Source organism: Sphingomonas sp. HT-1 (assembly GCF_048568905.1).
Taxonomy (GTDB): Bacteria; Pseudomonadota; Alphaproteobacteria; order Sphingomonadales; family Sphingomonadaceae; genus Sphingomonas.
Genome location: NZ_CP183770.1, coordinates 3043334 through 3060056, shown reverse-complemented (window position 1 = coordinate 3060056; position 16723 = coordinate 3043334). Strand labels below are relative to the sequence as shown.

General features: G+C 65.7%; 18 protein-coding genes and 1 tRNA gene. 9 read left to right on the top strand and 10 right to left on the bottom strand.

Annotated elements, in window-relative coordinates:
- Nucleotides 1-17: 17 nt before the first annotated feature.
- From ACNFJ7_RS14250 to rpmI, 7 genes are all read right to left on the bottom strand, one after another.
- Nucleotides 18-94 (bottom strand) — tRNA-Arg (locus ACNFJ7_RS14250).
- A gap of 130 nt (nucleotides 95-224) precedes the next feature.
- Nucleotides 225-722, bottom strand: a complete 498-nt coding sequence (locus ACNFJ7_RS14245) for an FxDxF family PEP-CTERM protein (protein WP_152997967.1) — start codon at nucleotides 720-722, stop codon at nucleotides 225-227.
- A 286-nt stretch (nucleotides 723-1008) separates the two neighbouring features.
- Nucleotides 1009-3432: a phenylalanine--tRNA ligase subunit beta gene (gene pheT, locus ACNFJ7_RS14240; protein WP_019369720.1), complete on the bottom strand. Its 2424-nt coding sequence runs from the start codon at nucleotides 3430-3432 to the stop codon at nucleotides 1009-1011.
- Nucleotides 3429-4520, bottom strand: a complete 1092-nt coding sequence (pheS, locus tag ACNFJ7_RS14235) for a phenylalanine--tRNA ligase subunit alpha (protein WP_019369719.1) — start codon at nucleotides 4518-4520, stop codon at nucleotides 3429-3431. Before pheS ends, pheT begins: the two co-directional genes overlap by 4 nt.
- A 71-nt stretch (nucleotides 4521-4591) precedes the next feature.
- A complete protein-coding gene (locus tag ACNFJ7_RS14230; RefSeq protein WP_019369718.1) occupies nucleotides 4592-5209 on the bottom strand; it encodes a LysE family translocator in 618 nt (205 codons plus the stop codon).
- Between the two features lie 90 nt (nucleotides 5210-5299).
- Nucleotides 5300-5665 (bottom strand): 50S ribosomal protein L20, encoded by a 366-nt coding sequence (gene rplT, locus ACNFJ7_RS14225; protein WP_010543146.1) that lies wholly within the window; start codon nucleotides 5663-5665, stop codon nucleotides 5300-5302.
- Nucleotides 5666-5679: 14 nt separating this feature from the next.
- A complete protein-coding gene (gene rpmI, locus ACNFJ7_RS14220; RefSeq protein ID WP_019369717.1) occupies nucleotides 5680-5883 on the bottom strand; it encodes a 50S ribosomal protein L35 in 204 nt (67 codons plus the stop codon).
- A 152-nt stretch (nucleotides 5884-6035) separates the two neighbouring features.
- On the opposite strand from rpmI, the gene ACNFJ7_RS14215 reads away from it, so the two are divergent.
- A complete protein-coding gene (locus ACNFJ7_RS14215) occupies nucleotides 6036-8168 on the top strand; it encodes an AsmA family protein (protein ID WP_019369716.1) in 2133 nt (710 codons plus the stop codon).
- A 44-nt stretch (nucleotides 8169-8212) separates the two neighbouring features.
- Nucleotides 8213-9328: a GDSL-type esterase/lipase family protein gene (locus tag ACNFJ7_RS14210; RefSeq protein WP_019369715.1), complete on the top strand. Its 1116-nt coding sequence runs from the start codon at nucleotides 8213-8215 to the stop codon at nucleotides 9326-9328.
- 42 nt (nucleotides 9329-9370) lie between these two features.
- On the opposite strand, the gene hisN is transcribed toward ACNFJ7_RS14210, so the two are convergent.
- Nucleotides 9371-10153, bottom strand: coding sequence for a histidinol-phosphatase (gene hisN, locus ACNFJ7_RS14205; RefSeq protein ID WP_019369714.1), 783 nt, complete (start codon nucleotides 10151-10153; stop codon nucleotides 9371-9373).
- 64 nt (nucleotides 10154-10217) lie between these two features.
- Between hisN and ACNFJ7_RS14200 the strand changes: the two genes are divergently transcribed.
- From ACNFJ7_RS14200 to ACNFJ7_RS14180, 5 genes are all read left to right on the top strand, one after another.
- A complete protein-coding gene (locus ACNFJ7_RS14200; RefSeq protein WP_236704563.1) occupies nucleotides 10218-11285 on the top strand; it encodes a phospholipase A in 1068 nt (355 codons plus the stop codon).
- 57 nt (nucleotides 11286-11342) lie between these two features.
- Nucleotides 11343-11876, top strand: coding sequence for a peroxiredoxin (locus ACNFJ7_RS14195; RefSeq protein WP_019369712.1), 534 nt, complete (start codon nucleotides 11343-11345; stop codon nucleotides 11874-11876).
- A 249-nt stretch (nucleotides 11877-12125) separates the two neighbouring features.
- On the top strand, nucleotides 12126-13196 hold the full coding sequence (locus ACNFJ7_RS14190; RefSeq protein WP_019369711.1) for a sensor domain-containing diguanylate cyclase: 1071 nt from the start codon (nucleotides 12126-12128) through the stop codon (nucleotides 13194-13196).
- A gap of 270 nt (nucleotides 13197-13466) precedes the next feature.
- Nucleotides 13467-13589, top strand: coding sequence for a hypothetical protein (locus ACNFJ7_RS14185; protein WP_269083850.1), 123 nt, complete (start codon nucleotides 13467-13469; stop codon nucleotides 13587-13589).
- A gap of 95 nt (nucleotides 13590-13684) precedes the next feature.
- Nucleotides 13685-14542, top strand: coding sequence for a glucose 1-dehydrogenase (locus ACNFJ7_RS14180; protein WP_026009168.1), 858 nt, complete (start codon nucleotides 13685-13687; stop codon nucleotides 14540-14542).
- Between the two features lie 20 nt (nucleotides 14543-14562).
- Here ACNFJ7_RS14180 and ACNFJ7_RS14175 read toward each other — a convergent pair whose 3' ends face one another.
- The gene (locus ACNFJ7_RS14175; protein WP_019369707.1) at nucleotides 14563-15177 is read right to left on the bottom strand and encodes a YbhB/YbcL family Raf kinase inhibitor-like protein; all 615 of its coding nucleotides are present in this window, start codon (nucleotides 15175-15177) and stop codon (nucleotides 14563-14565) included.
- A 54-nt stretch (nucleotides 15178-15231) separates the two neighbouring features.
- Nucleotides 15232-15903: a glutathione S-transferase family protein gene (locus tag ACNFJ7_RS14170; protein WP_019369706.1), complete on the bottom strand. Its 672-nt coding sequence runs from the start codon at nucleotides 15901-15903 to the stop codon at nucleotides 15232-15234.
- Between the two features lie 99 nt (nucleotides 15904-16002).
- Here ACNFJ7_RS14170 and ACNFJ7_RS14165 point away from each other — a divergent pair, with 99 nt between their 5' ends.
- A complete protein-coding gene (locus ACNFJ7_RS14165) occupies nucleotides 16003-16275 on the top strand; it encodes a type II toxin-antitoxin system VapB family antitoxin (RefSeq protein ID WP_019369705.1) in 273 nt (90 codons plus the stop codon).
- 23 nt (nucleotides 16276-16298) lie between these two features.
- Nucleotides 16299-16661 carry a type II toxin-antitoxin system VapC family toxin gene (locus tag ACNFJ7_RS14160; protein WP_152997966.1) on the top strand — a complete coding sequence of 121 codons (363 nt, stop codon included), beginning with the start codon at nucleotides 16299-16301 and terminating at the stop codon, nucleotides 16659-16661.
- Nucleotides 16662-16723: the final 62 nt, after the last annotated feature.

Here is a 16723-nt window from a genome sequence, read left to right as displayed (position 1 = left end):
ATCAATAAAGGAGAAAATGGCGCGCCCGGAACGATTCGAACGTCCGACCCTCAGATTCGTAGTCTGATGCTCTATCCAGCTGAGCTACGGGCGCATTGGAGGGGCGGCGCCTACCGCAAGCGGATCGGCGACGCAAGGGGGTTCTGCATCATTCTTGTAAGATGGGGCCGATGCATGCACCGCACCCCCAGATTAAGCGCGGCGAAGCGCCGGACGCGCTCGGTTCAGGCGATCGCGACACGCGGTGCCCGGCGGCGGCGCAGCGCCGCACCGGCCATCGCCACGCCAGCGATCATCATGCCCCAGGCAGCCGGCTCCGGAACCGCCGCGAAATCGAACGTCCCGCTGAACGCCGCCGGACGTGCCGTGCCGTTCTGCGTGGTGAGCGAGAGCAGATAGGTGCCGCTGCTGGCAATGTTGAACGCGTAGGGCGTACCCTTGCTCGGCGTGAAGCTCTGCCCCAGAAACGCGAGGTGGGTGAAGTTCGCCTGCGCGCTGGTGAGCGTAACCTTGAGCGTGCCGGCCGTCGCGAAGACGATTTCGAAGAGGTCGCCAGCAGTCGTCTGTGCGGCGCGACGGACGGTGAAGCCGCCGGTGGTGCCGTCGAACGAGCAGACCGGGCCGGTGGTGCAGACATAGGTCGCCGCCTGTGCGCTCCCCGCGAGAGCCATGGAGCCCGCCATCGCTGCCGCGCCCGCCAGCAGAACCTTCAAACGCTTCATATACATCTCCCGTGTTACGCCGTCGCCGATACCGTGCCGTCCGCGCGCTCTGTCCAGCGCGCCGGTGCCCCATCGGCATAGTTGCGGCGTGGGAGAATCACAGCCGTTACCAATACGGTAAAGCGGCATGCCTAACGCGCTCAAGTTCCTGTTTTATTTAGATTTACTAGATTCGCAAAGCACGTTGCTGCGTCGATTCGACACAGTAGATGGTAAACGGGCGCCGTTTTCCCGACCGGCGCAAAGGGGCACGGCCGAAACGTCCGCCATGCCCCTTTGCTGCGCGTCAGCCGCGCAGTATCGCGCCCAGCTTCGCCGCCGCCGCGACGATCTTGTCCGCTACCGCTTTCAGGTCTGCGTCCGTAAAGCTTTTCTCGCCCGGTTGCAGCGTGACCTCGACCGCCAACGACTTCTGCCCTTCCGGCACGCCCTGGCCGGTGAACAGATCGAACAGCCGCGCGTCGACGATCGTGCCCTTGTCAGCCCCCTTCACGGCGCGGACGAGATCGCCCGCCGCGAGGGTGGTCGGCACCAGGAAGGCGAAATCGCGCGTGACCGCCTGCAGCGCCGGGGGCGTGAAGGCCGGGCGGGTGAAGCCTACGGCCTTCTTTGCGGGCAGTGCGTCGAGATGGATCTCCACTGCCGCGACCGCGCCGTCGAGGTCGAATGCCTTGAGCACGCTCGGGTGCACCATGCCGAAGCTGGCGAGCACGTTCTTCGGCCCCAGCCGCAGCGTCGCCGACTGACCGGGATGGTAGGCGGCGCCCGCCTCGCCCATCACCTGGAGGTTGGCGACCGGCGCACCGGCGGCCTCCAGCAGCGCCAGCGCCTCGGCCTTGGCATCGAAGGCGGTGAAGGGCTGGGCCTTGCCGCCCTGCCATCCGCGCGCGGCCTTGGATCCGGCCAGCACGACGCCCAGCGTGAGGCGCTCCTTGTCCGCCAGATAGCGGCGGCCGACCTCGAACAGGCGGACGCTGGTCGCGCCGCGCTTGAGGTTACGCTCCGCCGCCGCGAGCAGGCCGGGCAGCAGCGAGGGGCGCATGACCTTCATGTCTTCGCTGATCGGGTTTGCGAGCGTCCAGGCGCCGCCGCCGAAGACGTCCGCCTGGGCTTCGGGGAGGAAGCTCCAGGTGATCGCTTCGTTGAGACCGCGCGCAGCGGCCGTGCGGCGCATCCGGCGCTCGAGCTTCTGCTCGGGCGTGGCGGTGGGCGTCGCGACGCCGGGGTTGCGGGGCAGCGGCGTGGACGGCACGTTATCGATGCCGGCGATGCGGATCACTTCCTCGACGATGTCGGCCGGGCCGTCCACGTCGCGGCGCCAGCTCGGCGCGGTGACGCGGAGGGCCTCGAAGCCGTCGCCGAACTCGACCGGATCCCCATTGCCGTCGAGCGGCTGGACGATGAAGCCGAGACTTTCGAGGATTTCGACCTGCTGTTCTGCGGGAATGGCGAGGCCGCCCAGTGTCTCGGCCAGCGCCGGATCATAGCCGACGACCGCGCCTACCTTGGGCGGCGTGCCGCTACGGGTGACCTCGCTCGGGGTGCCGCCGCACAGCGCCAGTACCAGCCGGGTAGCGATCGCCAGCCCCTCGTCGAGGAATTCGGGATCGACGCCGCGCTCGAAGCGGGTGCGCGCATCGCTGGTCAGCAGCAGCTTCTGGCCGGTGCGGGCAATGTGCTCGGGATCGAAATAGGCGCATTCGATCAGCACGTCTTTGGTGTCGTCCGCACAGCCCGAATGCTCGCCGCCCATGATGCCGCCAATGTCGTGCACCGCCGCATCGTCGGCGATCACGGTCATCGAGTCGGTGAGCGTGTAGGTCTTGCCGTTCAGCGCCAGCACGGTCTCCCCGTCCTTCGCCTTGCGCGCGACCAGCCCGCCCGAGAGCTTCGCCATGTCATAGACATGGAGCGGACGGCCCAGCCCGAACATCACGAAGTTGGTGATGTCGACCAGCGCCGAGATCGGTTTCTGTCCCACCGCCTTCAGTCGCTGCTGCAGCCAGTCCGGCGACGGCCCGTTCTTCACCCCGCGAACGATCTGGCCATAGAAAGCCGGGCAACCCGCCGCATCGTCGGTCCGCACGTCGGGGCCCGCACCTTGCGGTACGATCGCCGGCAGGTCTGCCACCACCGCGTCGAGCGGCTTGAGCGTGCCGAGGCCTGCCGCGGCGAGATCGCGGGCGATGCCGCGCACGCCCATGCAATCCTGGCGGTTCGGCGTGATCGACACGTCGATCACCGGATCGTCGAGCCCCGCATAGTCGGCGAAGGCGGTGCCGACCGGCGCATCTTCCGGCAGCTCGATGATGCCGTCATGGTCCTCGCCGAGCTCCAGCTCGCGGGTCGAGCACATCATGCCGTTCGATTCGATGCCGCGCACCGCCGCGACCTTGAGCGTCATGCCGTTGGCCGGCACCACCGCGCCGGGAAGCCCCAGCACACCGACCAGCCCGGCACGCGCGTTCGGCGCACCGCAGACGACCTGCAATGGGCCTTCGCCGAAATCGACGCTCAGCACCTGCAGCTTGTCCGCCTGCGGGTGCCGCTCGGCGGTCAGCACGCGGGCGACACGGAAGCCGGTCAGCCGCTCGGCGGGGTTCTCGACGCCCTCAACCTCAAGGCCGATACGGGTCAGCGCCTCGAGGATCTCGGTCAGCGAGGCTTCGGTCTCCAGATGCTCCTTGAGCCAGCTCAGGGTGAACTTCATGCGCCGACTCCTCCGCTCAGCGTGGGCACGTCGAGCGCCGAGAAGCCGTAATGCTTGAGCCAGCGCAGATCGCCGTCGAAGAAGGGGCGCAAATCGTCCATCCCGTATTTGAGCATCGCCAGCCGGTCGACGCCGGTGCCGAAGGCGAAGCCCTGCCATTCATCGGGATCGAGCCCGCAGGCCTCGATCACCCGCCGGTGCACCATGCCGCTGCCCAGCACTTCCATCCAGCCGCCGCCGGGCGCGTCGCCGCTGCCGCCGATCACGCGCTTGCCGTCCTTCCAGGTGAAGCCGACATCGACTTCGGCCGAAGGCTCGGTGAAGGGGAAATAGCTGGGGCGCAGGCGCAGCACGATGTCGTCGCGCTCGAAGAAGGCCTTGAGGAAGGTCTCCAGCGTCCATTTGAGGTGGCCGAGCGTGATGCCCTTGTCGATCACCAGGCCTTCGATCTGGTGGAACATCGGCGTATGCGTCGCATCCGAATCCGAACGATAGACGCGGCCGGGCGCTATGATGCGGATCGGCGGCTTCTGGCTGGTCATGGTGCGGATCTGCACGGGGCTTGTGTGCGTGCGCAGCACCATCGGCCGCTCATGTTCGCCGGCGATATAGAAGGTGTCGTGCATCGCACGTGCCGGATGCGTCTCCGGGATGTTGAGCGCGGTGAAATTGTGCCAGTCGTCCTCGACCTCGGGGCCGGTGGCGACCGCGAAGCCCAGATCGGCGAAGATCTCGGCCAGCTCGTCCATCACCTGGCTTACCGGGTGGACCGAGCCCGGCGCGACGCCGTCGACCGGCAGCGTCATGTCCACCGTTTCGCTGGCGAGGCGCGCGTCGAGCGCGGCCTGTTCCATCGCCGCCTTGGCGGTGGCGAGCGCCTCCGTCACGGCTTCGCGCAGGCCGTGGATGCGCGGCCCCTGTTCCTGCCGCTCCTCGGGGCTCAGCTTGCCGAGCGTCTTGAGCAGGCCGGTGATCGCGCCCTGCTTGCCGAGCGCCTGGACGCGCACCGCCTCCAGCGCATCGAGCGCGGTGGCAGCATCGATCGCGGCAAGCAGCTCGCCGCGCAGGGTATCGAGATCGGTGGTCATCGTTTTCCGTTCACTGTGCGAGGTGGCTGGAACCCCAGACGGGCTCGCAGGTCAAGGTATTTGCGGGCACGCTACACCCGGCTGCCGAACAGCGCCGCGCCGAACGCCACGAACACGCCGCCCGTCACCCGGTTGAACATCCGCTGCCGGCGCGCAGGCGCCAGCCATGCCGCGAGCGAGCGGCCGCCCAGCGCATAGACCGAGAACCAGAAGGCCTCGATCACCGCAAAGGTGGCAATGAGGATCGCCAGCTGCGGCAGGAACGGGTGGCCGACGTCCAGGAACTGCGGGAACAGCGCGGCGGCGAAGACGATCAGCTTGGGGTTGGACAGCCCCGTGCCGAGCCCGGTGAGATAGCGCGCGCGAACCGACTGCCGCGCCGGCACCGGCGCATCGGCATGCGCCCCCGCCACCGGCGCACGCCAGGCCTTGATGCCCAGCCATACGAGATAGGCGACCCCCGCATAGCGCAGCGCGTCGTACAGTCCCGGCGATGCCTTGAGCAACGCCCCAAGCCCCGCCGCCGAGGCGCCCAGGCAGAACATGTTCGCGCTCATCAGCCCGGCGGTGGTCGGCAGCACGCTGCGTGCGCCCTCGCGGATGCTCTGCACCATCACGTGGAGCATGTTCGGCCCCGGCGTCATCGACACGAAAAACACGGCGGTGACATAGAGCCACCAGGTCTTCATCGCCACGGGATCGTCTCCCCCGGTTGGAATGAAAAAGGGCGCCGAAGCCGCAGCCTCGACGCCCCTTGTTCAGCTTGCGCGCAGGTCCGCTCAGGCGGCCTGGGGCAGAGCCGCCTTCGCCTGCGCGATGATGGCCGTAAAGGCTTCACCCTCGTGCATCGCGATGTCGGCCAGGACCTTCCGGTCGAGTTCGATACCCGCCAGCTTCAGGCCGTGCATGAACTGCGAATAGGTCAGGCCTTCGGCGCGCACACCGGCGTTGATGCGCTGGATCCACAGGGCGCGGAAGCTGCGCTTCTTTACCTTGCGGTCGCGATAGGCGTACTGGCCGGCCTTTTCGACGGCCTGGCGCGCGATGCGGATGGTGTTCTTGCGACGGCCATAATAGCCCTTCGCCTGATCCAAAATCCGCTTATGCTTCGCCTTGGTGGTCGTACCACGCTTTACTCGTGCCATGTGTCAGGCCCTCCTTACTTCAGGCCGTACGGCGCCCACGCGACAACGCGTGCGACGTCGGCGTCGGCGAGCACAGAGGTGCCGCGGTTCTGGCGGATATACTTTGCATTGTGGCTGATCAGGCGGTGACGCTTGCCAGCGACGCCGTGCTTGATCTTGCCGGTCGCGGTGAACTTGAAGCGCTTCTTCACACCGCTCTTGGTCTTGAGCTTGGGCATTTTCGTCTCCTTTTGGTTCGACGATTGCGGACAGCCGCGGCAGCCCTATTGGCCGGACGGTCCCTCGATCGCGGAAAGGCGGCCCATTAGCCGATGGATCACGGCTTTGCAACCACCCGGGAACCCCGCGCGAGGCCGGGATTTTGACAGTCATGGCTCACCTGGACGCACCGCTGCTCGCCGCCGACCAGGCACCGCCGCCCCGGCCCGTCCGCTCGATGGGCACGCCGCTCGCCGCCACGATCGCCGTCGTCACCAGCCTGATCGGGCTGGTGGTGCTGGCCTGGGCGGTGCTGTTCGTCACCAAGGGGCGGTTCCTCAAAGGCACGTTCGAATCGATCGCGAGCAGCAGCGCCCAGCGCAGGGTACGGGTGGCGGGCGATTTCCAGCTCTATTTCGCGCCCTTCAACCTGAAGTTCGTCGCCGAAGGGCTCAGCGTCGAGAACCCCGACTGGGCGGGCACCAGCCCGTTCTTCAGCGCCGCGCGCATCGATGCGCGAATCGCCACCTTCTCGCTGCTCGCCCATCAGAAGCGGTTCCAGTGGCTGGGCCTCACCGACGGGCGAATCGACCTGCAATGGGATCGCGACGGCAAGCAGAATACATGGACTTTCGGCAGCGGCGGCGGCAAGCCGCTGGAGATGCCGCTGATCCAGCGCGCGCGGATCGCGGGCACGCAGCTCCGCTATCTCGACCCCCGTCACCGGCTCGATGCGGCGATTCGCGTGGACACCGTGGCAGCCGAGGACAATCGCTTCGCCGACACGATCCGATTCGACGGCAACGGCACCGCGCGCGGCGCCCGCTTCACGCTGGCGGGGGCGCTGCTCTCCTCCAACAAGACGCTGGCGGGCGGCGAGAACCGGCTGCGCCTGCATGCCGAGGGGGTGCGCAGCCGGGTCGACATCGCCGGCACGCTGCCCGGCGCAACGGTGTTGGACGGTGCGAAGCTCCACATGAACCTGCGTGGACAGAATCTGGCCGATATCTTCATGCTCGCCGGCATCGCCGTGCCGGACACGCGCGGGTATCGGCTGACCTCGGTGGTTGCCAAGCAGGGTGACGAATGGCGCTTCACCGGCGTGAAGGGCCGTTTCGGCGACAGCGACCTTGCCGGCAAGTTCACGGTGCAGTTGCGCGAACCGCGCATGCTGGTGACGGCAGACCTTGCTACCCAGATCCTCGACATCATCGATGCGGGCCCGTTCATCGGCTATAATCCGAATGCCCTCGCAACCCAGGGTGCGCAGGCAGCGGTAACGCAGACGGCCGGCCCCCCGCGCCTCCTACCCGACGCGCCGTTGCGGACCGAGGCGCTGAAGAATTTCGATGCCCGGGTGAAGTGGCAGGTGCGGGCGGTGCGCGCTCCGAACCTACCGGTGTCGAACATCGAACTGGGCCTGGAACTCGAAGATCGCCTGCTCACGCTCAGCCCGCTGAACTTCAGCCTCGCCCGCGGCACGGTCACGTCGGACATCCGGATCGACGCTCGCCGTTCACCGGTGTTCACGCGCTATGATATTCGGCTTTCCCCTACGCCCATGGGGGTGCTGCTCGCCGGCTTCGGCGCCGATCAGTCCGGCACCACGGGCATGCTGAAGGCGCGGGTACAGATGGAAGGTACCGGCGACAGCGTGCGCCAGTCGCTGGCCAGTGCCAATGGCCGTATCGCCGTGATCATGCCCAAGGGCGAATTCTGGACGCGCAACACCGAACTGGCCGAATTCGACCTCGGCACCTTTGTCCAGAAGATGTTCGAGCGTCGGTTGAAGGAGCCGGTGCAGATCAACTGCGGACTGATCGGCTTCACGGTCCGCGACGGGGTCGCGGCGGCGGATCCGATCCTGATCGATACGCAGAAGAATGTAATGCTCGGCCGCGGCGGCTTCAGCTTCAAGAACGAGACGATCGACCTCGCCTTCCGCGCCGATTCGAAGCGGTTCAGCCTGTTCTCCGGCCAGTCCCCCGTCGGCATCGGCGGCAGCTTCGCCAAACCGTCGATCAGCGTCATCAGCCCCGAACTGCTCGCGCGTGCCGGTGGCGGCCTTGGCCTGGCACTGGTGGCGTCGCCGATCGCGGGAGTGCTGACCTTTGTCGACTTCGGCGACGCCAAGGCGACGGATTGCGGGCCGGTATTGGCGGGCGCCAGCGCAGCGAGTCAGCGCGACGCCAAGGGCCGGCCACGAGACGATGTCGGCGGCGGGACCACCGCCAAATCGGAAAGCGGCAAGGCCAATCCGGGCGAAGTGAAGCGGCAGCGCAAGAAGTTCCTCGGCATCTTCTGACCGCCCTTGCCTCCGTGCGAGAGCGCGGCGCACAGTTTGCGCCGATGCTGCGCCTGACCGTCCTTGCCCTTGCGCTTGCCGCGACGAGCGACAGCCGCCCGGTGCAGCGCACCGTCGCCGATGCCGCTGCATTCGCCGGGATGTCGGCCTTGCCGGTGCAGGCGGGGGGCCGAGTGGAGCGCAAGCTGGGCGGCTTTCGCCACCAATGGCCTGGCGTTTATTTCGAAGCCGCATTCCGCGGAGACCGCGTGTCGTTGCGCTTCGATGACGCCACCAATGCCTATCGCGCGTCCATCGACGGGAGCCCACCACAGACGATCGACCGCCCGGGCACGCGCGGTGTTACGTTCGCCGGTCTGGGCGGCGGTGCACACCGGATCCGCCTGGACAAGGTAACCGAAAGCGCGCAGCCGGCATGGTTCGGCGGCTTCTTCGTCGCGCCGGGCCGCGTGCTACCTGCACCTCCGCCACGCCGCCGCCAGATCGAGTTCATCGGCGACTCGTCGATGACCGGCTATGGCGCGCGCTCGCCCGGACGCGCCTGTTCGCCCGAACAGGTACGTGCCACCACCGATACGCCCAATGCGTTCGCTGCGCTGGCCGCACGCCATTACGGGGCGGATTATCAGGTCAATGCGGTGTCCGGCCTGGGGCTCATGCGGGGCTTGGGCGCCGGAGACCAGCGCGACGGAATGGAACGGATCTGGCCGAGGTCGATGCCCGCCGAGCCCGAACCCTATGCGGACCCGACATGGCAGCCGCAGATCGTGATGCTGAAGCTGCAGGCGGATTTCATCGGCTTCCGCCCCGACACGCGCTGGCCCAGCATGGACGCGCTGCTTGGCGACTATGCGACCCGATATGGGCGCTTCCTGGCCCGCCTCCACGCCCGCTACCCGGGTGCAGTGTTCCTCCTGTGGTGGTTCGACGGCCGCAGCGCACCGCCCGAGGAGCAGGCCCGGCTACGCGCCGCCGAAGCCCGTATCAGCGATGCCGCGCGAACGGCCGGCGCACGGGATGTACTGTTCCTGCCTTTTCCGGCCGGCGCGTTCCGGGCAACGGCGTGCCACGGCCATTATGGGCTGGAGGAGCATCGCCGCATCGCCGCCTGGCTGATCCACGAGATTGATGCGCATCCGGAATTCTGGGCGGGGCGCTAGCAGCGAAGCGCTGCCCTCCCCGCTGCCTTTCAGCAGCGCGGCTCAATGGCCCTCGCAGGCCATTGCCTCCAAAATGTCGTCGATCCGCGCCGGATCGCCGGCGGCGATCACTTCGCCCTTGCTGCCGGCGTGGAGCGGATCGCCCTGCCAATCGCACATCCGCCCGCCCGCGCCTTCGATCACCGGTACCAGCGCGGCGAAATCGTGCAGCTTCAGCCCAGCTTCGACGACGATGTCGAGCCAGCCGCTCGCGACGCAGCCATAATTGTAGCAATCGCCGCCGAGCACCGTGCTCATTACCTTGGCATCGAGATGCTCGAAGGCGTGGAGTTGCGAATCGTCGAACAGCGCCGGCGAGGTGGTGCCGAGGATCGCCTGGTTCAGTTCGCGGCAGATGCGCGTGCTGGCGGGCTTGCCGTTGAACAGCGTCTGCCGCCCGGTCACGCCGAGCCAGCGTTCGCCGATGATCGGCTGATCGATGATGCCCAACACCGGCCAGCCATCCTCCACCAAGGCAATCAGCGTGCCGAACACCGGCCGACCGGCGATGAAAGCGCGGGTGCCGTCGATCGGATCGAGTACCCATTGCCGGCCGCTCGTGCCTTCGCGGATGCCGAATTCCTCGCCAATGATCCCGTCCATCGGACGCTCTGCGATGAGCAGCTTGCGCATCGCCTCTTCGCCAGCGCGATCGGCCAGCGTGACGGGAGACTGGTCTTCCTTTGCCTCCACGCCATGCTCGGCACGGAAATAGGGGCGGATGGCGGCGCCGGCGGCATCGGCGAGGCGCGCAGCGAGGGCGATATCGTGCTGGGAAACGGGCATGTCCGTGCCCTACAAGGCCGAAATTGACTCGCCAAGGTCACAAACGCCTGCCACTTCGCACGACATGCGTTTGATGGCCGCGCTTCCCCTGCTTGGATTCCTGATTGCCGTTCCCGCTGCCCGTGCGCAGATTCGGGCGGTGCCGGCCCAGCCCGCTTCCGAACAGGCGGCGTTGCGCGGCGTGGACGTGTTCCTCGTCAACGAAACCGACGCGCCGATCGCCGATGCCGGGCCGCGCCAGATCGAAGTGACGGCGACGGACGGTACGCGGCTCGTGCTGGAACGAACGCCCGGACCGGTGCCGACGATTGCGGCGCGAGGCTTCGCAAAGGCCCGCTATGTGCCGGTAGGCATTGCCGGGCTTGCGTTACCCCCTGCTGTCCGCCACCAGGCCGCAGAGGTTCCGCCACAGGAAACCGTGGTGCAAAGTTCGACGGGCAGCTCCGCGGGCTTTCTCGAGCGGTTTGAACCGCATGAGCCGGTCTATGGCGCCTTCGGGCTGAAGGATGCCGGCGGCAAGCTGCAGGTGAGTTTTGCGGTGCGCCCCTTCGCGGAAGATGCACCGCTGCAGCTCGGCCATCTGCGCTTCGCCTATACCCAGACTATGTTCTGGGCGCTCAGCGAGCCTTCCGGTCCGTTCCGTTCGACCAATTACAGCCCCGAACTTTATGCCGACATCCCCTATGACGAAACGACGCGCGTGGCGCTCGGCTGGCGGCATGATTCGAACGGGCGTGGCGAAACCGACTCAGTGGACATCAACCGCATCTTCCTGCGCGCCGAAAAGCGGTTCGATCTGGGCGAGGACTGGCGAATCGACTTGGCGCCGCAGGCCTGGGTCTATGTCGGCAGCAGCGGCACCTTCCAGGACATGAAGGATTATTTCGGCTATACCGCGCTCACCGCCGCGATCCAGCAGAAGGACGGGATCAAGATCGCCGTGACCGGGCGCGGCAATGTTCGTACGGGTCGCGGGGCGGGCGAGCTGTTCGTCTCCTATCCGCTCACCCGCATCGGCGGGGGGCTTGGCATCTACCTCTTCGGACAGGCATTCACCGGTTATGGCGAGGCGCTAGACCGCTATAACGTCCGCACCACGCATGCCCGGCTGGGGATCGCCTTCACCCGCTAGCGGTGCAGCGCAGGGCGGCGTAGAGATCGACCCACACCGACTTATGGGAGGAATGTCATGCGCCTGAAGCTCGCCCTCGCCGCCCTCGCCCTGCCGCTGGCCATGCCGGCCGGCGCCGAGCTGGCACCCGCCGCCAAGGCACCCATGTTCACCGCCAAGGGCGCGGTTGCCGGCAAGCCGATCACCGTCGACCTGAAGGCTGCGCTGAAGAAGGGCCCGGTGGTGCTGTACTTCTTCCCCGCCGCCTTCACTTCGGGCTGCAACGCCGAAGCCCATGCCTTTGCCGAATCGCTCGACGATTTCACCAAGGCAGGCGCCACCGTGATCGGGATGACGGCCGGCAACGTCGATCAGCTGGAAAAATTCTCGAGCCAATATTGTGCGGGCAAGTTCGCCGTCGCAGCCGCCACGCCGGAAGTCGCCAAGGGCTATGACGTGCTGATGCAGAACGCCAAGTACACGAAGCGCACCAGCTATGTGATCGCGCCCGACGGGAAGGTTCTGTTCGTCCATTCGGATCCGAACCCCGCCGATCACATCCGCCAGACGCTCGCCGCGGTCCAAAAATATCACGAGTCGCATCGCCACTGATCGCCGCAGCGCTTGGCCGGTGATCCTGTCCACTCCCGCCGCAATTATTATTGGATGCGGCGGGAGGAGGCGCTGGCCGAGCAGCGCGTTGAAAAACAGGGGCTTTGTTTCAGCAGATCGGCGCCGTCTGGCGCTGACGCCGAAACAAGGCATCCCCGCAACAACCAGATTTTAGCACTCTTCCTCTACTTACCACGGGCCATATAGCGGCCATACATGCCGTGACTTCGCACGGGGGATTTGGAGCGTATGCGCATCGCGCGTGCCGTTCATTCGGAGGCAGAGCAGGAAGACGGCCGGAGGCTGTTCGAACGCATCGGCGAGTTCTTGATGGATCAGCGGCTGCCGCCGAGCCCGACCCATTATGCCTTCGTCCATCGCCTGTTCACGGATCCCGAAGGGCCGCTCGCCCGTGCAGTGGAGATGATCACCGAAGGCGGCGTGCGGCTTACTCCACGCGATATCCTGACCCTGAATGCGGACTTCCAGCCGGCAGACACAGCACAACCGGCCGAGGCACCCGTCGACGTGAAGGAACGGGCCGAGGGTCTAGTCGCACGAACGCAGATGCAGGTCGAAGGCTTTGCCGACATGGTCACGGCGATGCGCGCCGAAACCGCCGATTTCGGACGGGATCTGGCGGCCAGCGCCGAAGCGATGTCTGCAGCGGCGGGCGAGCCTTCGCAGAACGACGACGTCGTCCGCATTACCGCCGCGATGCTGGAGCGCATCCGGATTGCGGAAGAGAAGCTGGAAACTACGACACGTGAGGCCAAGGATCTCCGCGAGAAGCTGGAAGAAGCGCGCGAAAACGCGCGGCGCGATCCGCTGACCCAGCTGCCCAACCGCCGCGCCTTCGAAGAAGCCTTCGCCGCGCAGGAAGGTGCAGGCGGCCGGATGTGTCTGGCGGTTTGCGACATCGATCACTTCAAGTCGGTGAACGATCGGTTTGGCCATGCGGTGGGCGATCGAGTGCTCAAGGCCATTGCCGATGCGCTGCGCCACAGCTGCCGCGGCCATCTGGTGACACGCTATGGCGGCGAAGAATTCGCCGTGCTGTTCACCAACATCTCGCTGGATCGAGCCCGGCAGACGCTGGACCACGCCCGCGGCACGGTGCAGGCGAAGCGCTACAAGCTGCGCGATACGGACGCCCCCTTGGGGGAGATCACCTTCTCGGCCGGACTTACGCTGGTGACGCCGGGCGAGATGCACCAGACCGCTTTTCATCGTGCGGATCGCCTGCTCTACGCCGCCAAAAGCGCTGGGAGGAATATGGTGCAGGTAGGCGGCGCGGACATGCGTGAAAAATCACGATAGTTGGTAATTTTCACGCAGAAGCCTAGTGAATTATACCATTTGAGAAATCGCCTCGAAGCGATATCGCATTCAAATCAATATCTTAGATAATTGGCACGGTCCCTGCAAAGATAGCGGCATTGGCACTGGATGGTCCGGACGCCGCCTTCAGGGAGTAACTACCATGACGTTTCGTATCGAAGCCTTTCACCGCACCCTCGCCACCACGGGCGCGCTGCTTTTCACCGCGGTTCTGCTTGCGGTATCCACGCCGATCCTTCCGATCGCATGATGCTCGCACAGCAGGAGACGCTCCGCATGGTACGCGACATCATGATCGGCATGATATCGTTCGCGATCACCGCCGTTTTGATCCTGGGCAGCGGCCTCCAGGGTTCCAGCCTCATCGGCTGAACCCGGTGGCCGCTCCGGCGGCCCCATCGCAGGAACCCTTGCCCTGCCCCACCGGTTTTTCCGGCACCCTCCATAAAGCTGCAGGAGCCGTGCCGATGCCCGACGATCTTACCATAGAACGAATCCACGAAGATGCGCTGCCCGGCGAGGAGCGCACGCTGGATCCCAAGCCCGAATGGCAGCCGCGTTATCCGGGGTCGAACCGGCTGAAGGACAAGGTCGCCATCGTCACCGGCGCCGATAGCGGCATTGGCCGTGCCGTCGCCGCGCTATACGCCCGGGAAGGTGCCGATGTCGCGATCGTCTACCTGAACGAGCATGCCGACGCGGAGGACACGGCCGAAATCGTCCGCGCCGAAGGCCGCCGCGCGCTGACGATCGCAGGCGATGTCGGGGACAAGAGCTTCTGTGACCAGGCCGTGCGCCAGGTGATCGAGGAGTTCGGCCGTATCGACATCCTAGTGAACAATGCCGGCGAGCAGCATCCGGACAAGGATATCACCGACATCACCGAGGAGCAGCTTCGCCGCACCTTCCAGACGAATATTTTTGGCATGTTCTTCCTGGTGCAGGCCGCGGCACCGCATCTGAAGCAGGGCGCTGCCATCGTGAACTGCACGTCGGTCACCATGTACCAGGGCGAACCCGAACTGCTCGACTATAGCTCGACAAAGGGTGCGATTACCGCCTTCACGCGCAGCCTCTCGATGAACCTCATCGAGAAGGGCATTCGCGTGAACGCCGTCGCGCCTGGACCGATTTGGACACCGCTGAATCCCAGCGGCGGCGCCTCGCCCGAGAAGCTCGAACATTTCGGCGAAAGCGTGCCTATGGGACGCCCAGGTCAGCCGAACGAAGTCGCGCCCGCCTTCCTTTTCCTCGCATGCGAGGACTCGAGCTACATGTCCGGTCAGGTACTCCATCCCAATGGCGGGACCATCGTGAACGGCTGAATGCGCCGCGCCGGTCTGGATCAGACCGGCGCGATCTCCCCGACCAGGCCGGTCGGGGCTGGCTCCCCGCGTGAATAAACGCCGGTCAGCAGCCCGGCGGCGATCACATGCCCGGCCATGGCGCGCAGCAGCGCGCTGCGGCCGGGATTGTCGCCGATCTCGCAGCCGGCCCCCAATGCAAACAGCTGGAAGGCATAGTTGTGCGGGCCATGGCCGGTCGGCGGATCGGGCGGCAGCCAGCCTTCGCCGAGATAGCTGTTCCGGCCGACATCCTTGCCCTCGGCGTCGCCGGCGCCATCGGCCCGGATTGCGCCTTCCTTCAGGTCTCCATCGACCGGAAGGCCCCAGACCACGGCATGGACCAGCGGCTGCGGCGCCGGCGCATCGGGATCCTCGACGATCAGCGCGAGGCATGCGGTGCCTTCGGGCACATCGCTCCAAAACAGAGGCGGCGAGACGCCCTCGCCGTCCGCAGTGAATCGCTCCGGCAAGCGGGCGCCATTGGCAAAGGCAGGACTGGCGAGATGCAGCACGTCAAAGCTGCCGAGTTCGGGCTGGACGATCGCCAGCTTGCCGGCCCCCGCGCGCAGCCCCTTCAGTGCGCTTCCCAGCCAATGCGGTACATGTTCGAGCATCGCGGTCTCTCCCGTTTGTCCGTCAAACGCGCCGCCGCCCGCGATTATCCCGCGTTACAGGTCAAGCTTTTCGTAATCCGCGGGGGGCGTGATCCCTTCCATGCGTTCGGCGAGCAGTACACGGAAGCTGGGGCGGCTCTTCATTCCGATATACCAGCGCTTGGCGAGTTCGTGGCTCTTCCAATCGATCCCGCCCAGATAATCGGCGACAGAAATCTGCGCTGCGGCGGTAATGTCGGCCAGGCTCATCGTCGCCCCGGCCAGCCAGGTGCGGTGGTCGAGCAGATAATCGATATAATCCAGATGGCCGACCGCTGCCTTCATCGCATCGCGCAAGGCCTTCGCATCGGGTGGCTGGCGATAGACGATGCGCTTGATCATTCGCTCGTGGAGAAGCGGCGCCGTGATGTCACTGTAGAAGTTGTTATCGAACCACACGACCAGCCGGCGTATCTCGGCGCGGTCGACTGCAGACCCGTTGAGCAGTGCGTTCTTGCTGACGGTCTCTTCGAAGAATTCGCAGATCACGGTCGAGTCGATCAGCGTCACATGGCGCTCGGCATCGATCATCACCGGGGTCTGGCCGGTGGGATTGAGGTCGAGAAACTCGTCGCGACGCAGCCAGGGCGATTCGCGTACCGGTTCATAGGCAATGCCCTTCTCGCCCAGCAGGAGCCGGACCTTGCGCGAGAAGGGACAGAGCGGGAATTGAAGGAGCTGCCACATGGGCAAAGCCATAAGCAGCGGAAATGGGCCGGGGAAGACTCGTTGTAGCGCGGGTCGCAATTCTATATTTTGATCGGCATTCTAGAACGGAGCCGCACCATGGCGCTCAGCATCAAAGACGAAGAGACCGACCGGCTGGTCCGCCGCTACGCGCGCGCCAAGGGGGTGAGCTATACCACGGCGATCCGGATGGCGGTTACGGAGGCACTTCGGCGCAGCGGCGAGCCGGTCACCGATCCGGACGCGGAGCAGCGGCTGACGGTATATCGTTCCGTTGTTAACGAGGTGCGCCAGGCTTACGCTGCGCTGCCTACGCTCGATATGCGTGACCCAGATGCGATCCTCTACGATAAGAACGGCCTGCCGAAGTGATAGCGGTCGATACCTCCGCGCTGATGGCAATCCTGCAGGAGGAGGCCGAAGCCGAGGCGTTTCTTCGCGCGATGGCAAGCCCCGATCGAGTTCTAATCGGAGCTCCAACTGTTTTTGAGTTCGAACTGGTAGTCTCACGTCAGAAAGGTGAGGATTTTCTGCCGAGCGCATGGCGCTTGCTGCACCTGCCAACAATTGAAGTCGTGCCATGGACGCAGGCGCATGCCGTTCTCGCCGCCAACGCGCTGGGCCGCTTCAGCGGGCGGCCAGCGCGCCTGAACTATGGCGACTGCATGGCCTATGCCGTGGCTGCCTTGGCTGAGTGCCCTTTACTCTTCAAAGGCAATGACTTCCGCCAAACCGACATCGACTCTGCCCTTGATTAGCGCAGCCTGCTTACGTCTATCATCGCGGTGAAAGCCGGGATGACGAAGGTGGGGAACGGTCC

Bases quoted from the DNA above. Each gene is read 5' to 3' on its own strand.
- hisN (WP_019369714.1), bottom strand. From the start codon at position 10,153: ATGCCCGTTTCCCAGCACGATATCGCCCTCGCTGCGCGCCTCGCCGAT.
- pheS (WP_019369719.1), bottom strand. From the start codon at position 4,520: ATGACCACCGATCTCGATACCCTGCGCGGCGAGCTGCTTGCCGCGATC.
- ACNFJ7_RS14175 (WP_019369707.1), bottom strand. From the start codon at position 15,177: ATGCTCGAACATGTACCGCATTGGCTGGGAAGCGCACTGAAGGGGCTG.
- ACNFJ7_RS14180 (WP_026009168.1), top strand. From the start codon at position 13,685: ATGCCCGACGATCTTACCATAGAACGAATCCACGAAGATGCGCTGCCC.
- ACNFJ7_RS14170 (WP_019369706.1), bottom strand. From the start codon at position 15,903: ATGTGGCAGCTCCTTCAATTCCCGCTCTGTCCCTTCTCGCGCAAGGTC.
- ACNFJ7_RS14210 (WP_019369715.1), top strand. From the start codon at position 8,213: ATGCTGCGCCTGACCGTCCTTGCCCTTGCGCTTGCCGCGACGAGCGAC.
- ACNFJ7_RS14185 (WP_269083850.1), top strand. From the start codon at position 13,467: ATGCTCGCACAGCAGGAGACGCTCCGCATGGTACGCGACATCATGATC.
- rpmI (WP_019369717.1), bottom strand. From the start codon at position 5,883: ATGCCCAAGCTCAAGACCAAGAGCGGTGTGAAGAAGCGCTTCAAGTTC.
- pheT (WP_019369720.1), bottom strand. From the start codon at position 3,432: ATGAAGTTCACCCTGAGCTGGCTCAAGGAGCATCTGGAGACCGAAGCC.
- ACNFJ7_RS14165 (WP_019369705.1), top strand. From the start codon at position 16,003: ATGGCGCTCAGCATCAAAGACGAAGAGACCGACCGGCTGGTCCGCCGC.
- ACNFJ7_RS14215 (WP_019369716.1), top strand. From the start codon at position 6,036: ATGGCTCACCTGGACGCACCGCTGCTCGCCGCCGACCAGGCACCGCCG.
- ACNFJ7_RS14230 (WP_019369718.1), bottom strand. From the start codon at position 5,209: ATGAAGACCTGGTGGCTCTATGTCACCGCCGTGTTTTTCGTGTCGATG.
- ACNFJ7_RS14190 (WP_019369711.1), top strand. From the start codon at position 12,126: ATGCGCATCGCGCGTGCCGTTCATTCGGAGGCAGAGCAGGAAGACGGC.
- ACNFJ7_RS14200 (WP_236704563.1), top strand. From the start codon at position 10,218: ATGCGTTTGATGGCCGCGCTTCCCCTGCTTGGATTCCTGATTGCCGTT.
- ACNFJ7_RS14245 (WP_152997967.1), bottom strand. From the start codon at position 722: ATGAAGCGTTTGAAGGTTCTGCTGGCGGGCGCGGCAGCGATGGCGGGC.
- rplT (WP_010543146.1), bottom strand. From the start codon at position 5,665: ATGGCACGAGTAAAGCGTGGTACGACCACCAAGGCGAAGCATAAGCGG.
- ACNFJ7_RS14160 (WP_152997966.1), top strand. From the start codon at position 16,299: ATGGCAATCCTGCAGGAGGAGGCCGAAGCCGAGGCGTTTCTTCGCGCG.
- ACNFJ7_RS14195 (WP_019369712.1), top strand. From the start codon at position 11,343: ATGCGCCTGAAGCTCGCCCTCGCCGCCCTCGCCCTGCCGCTGGCCATG.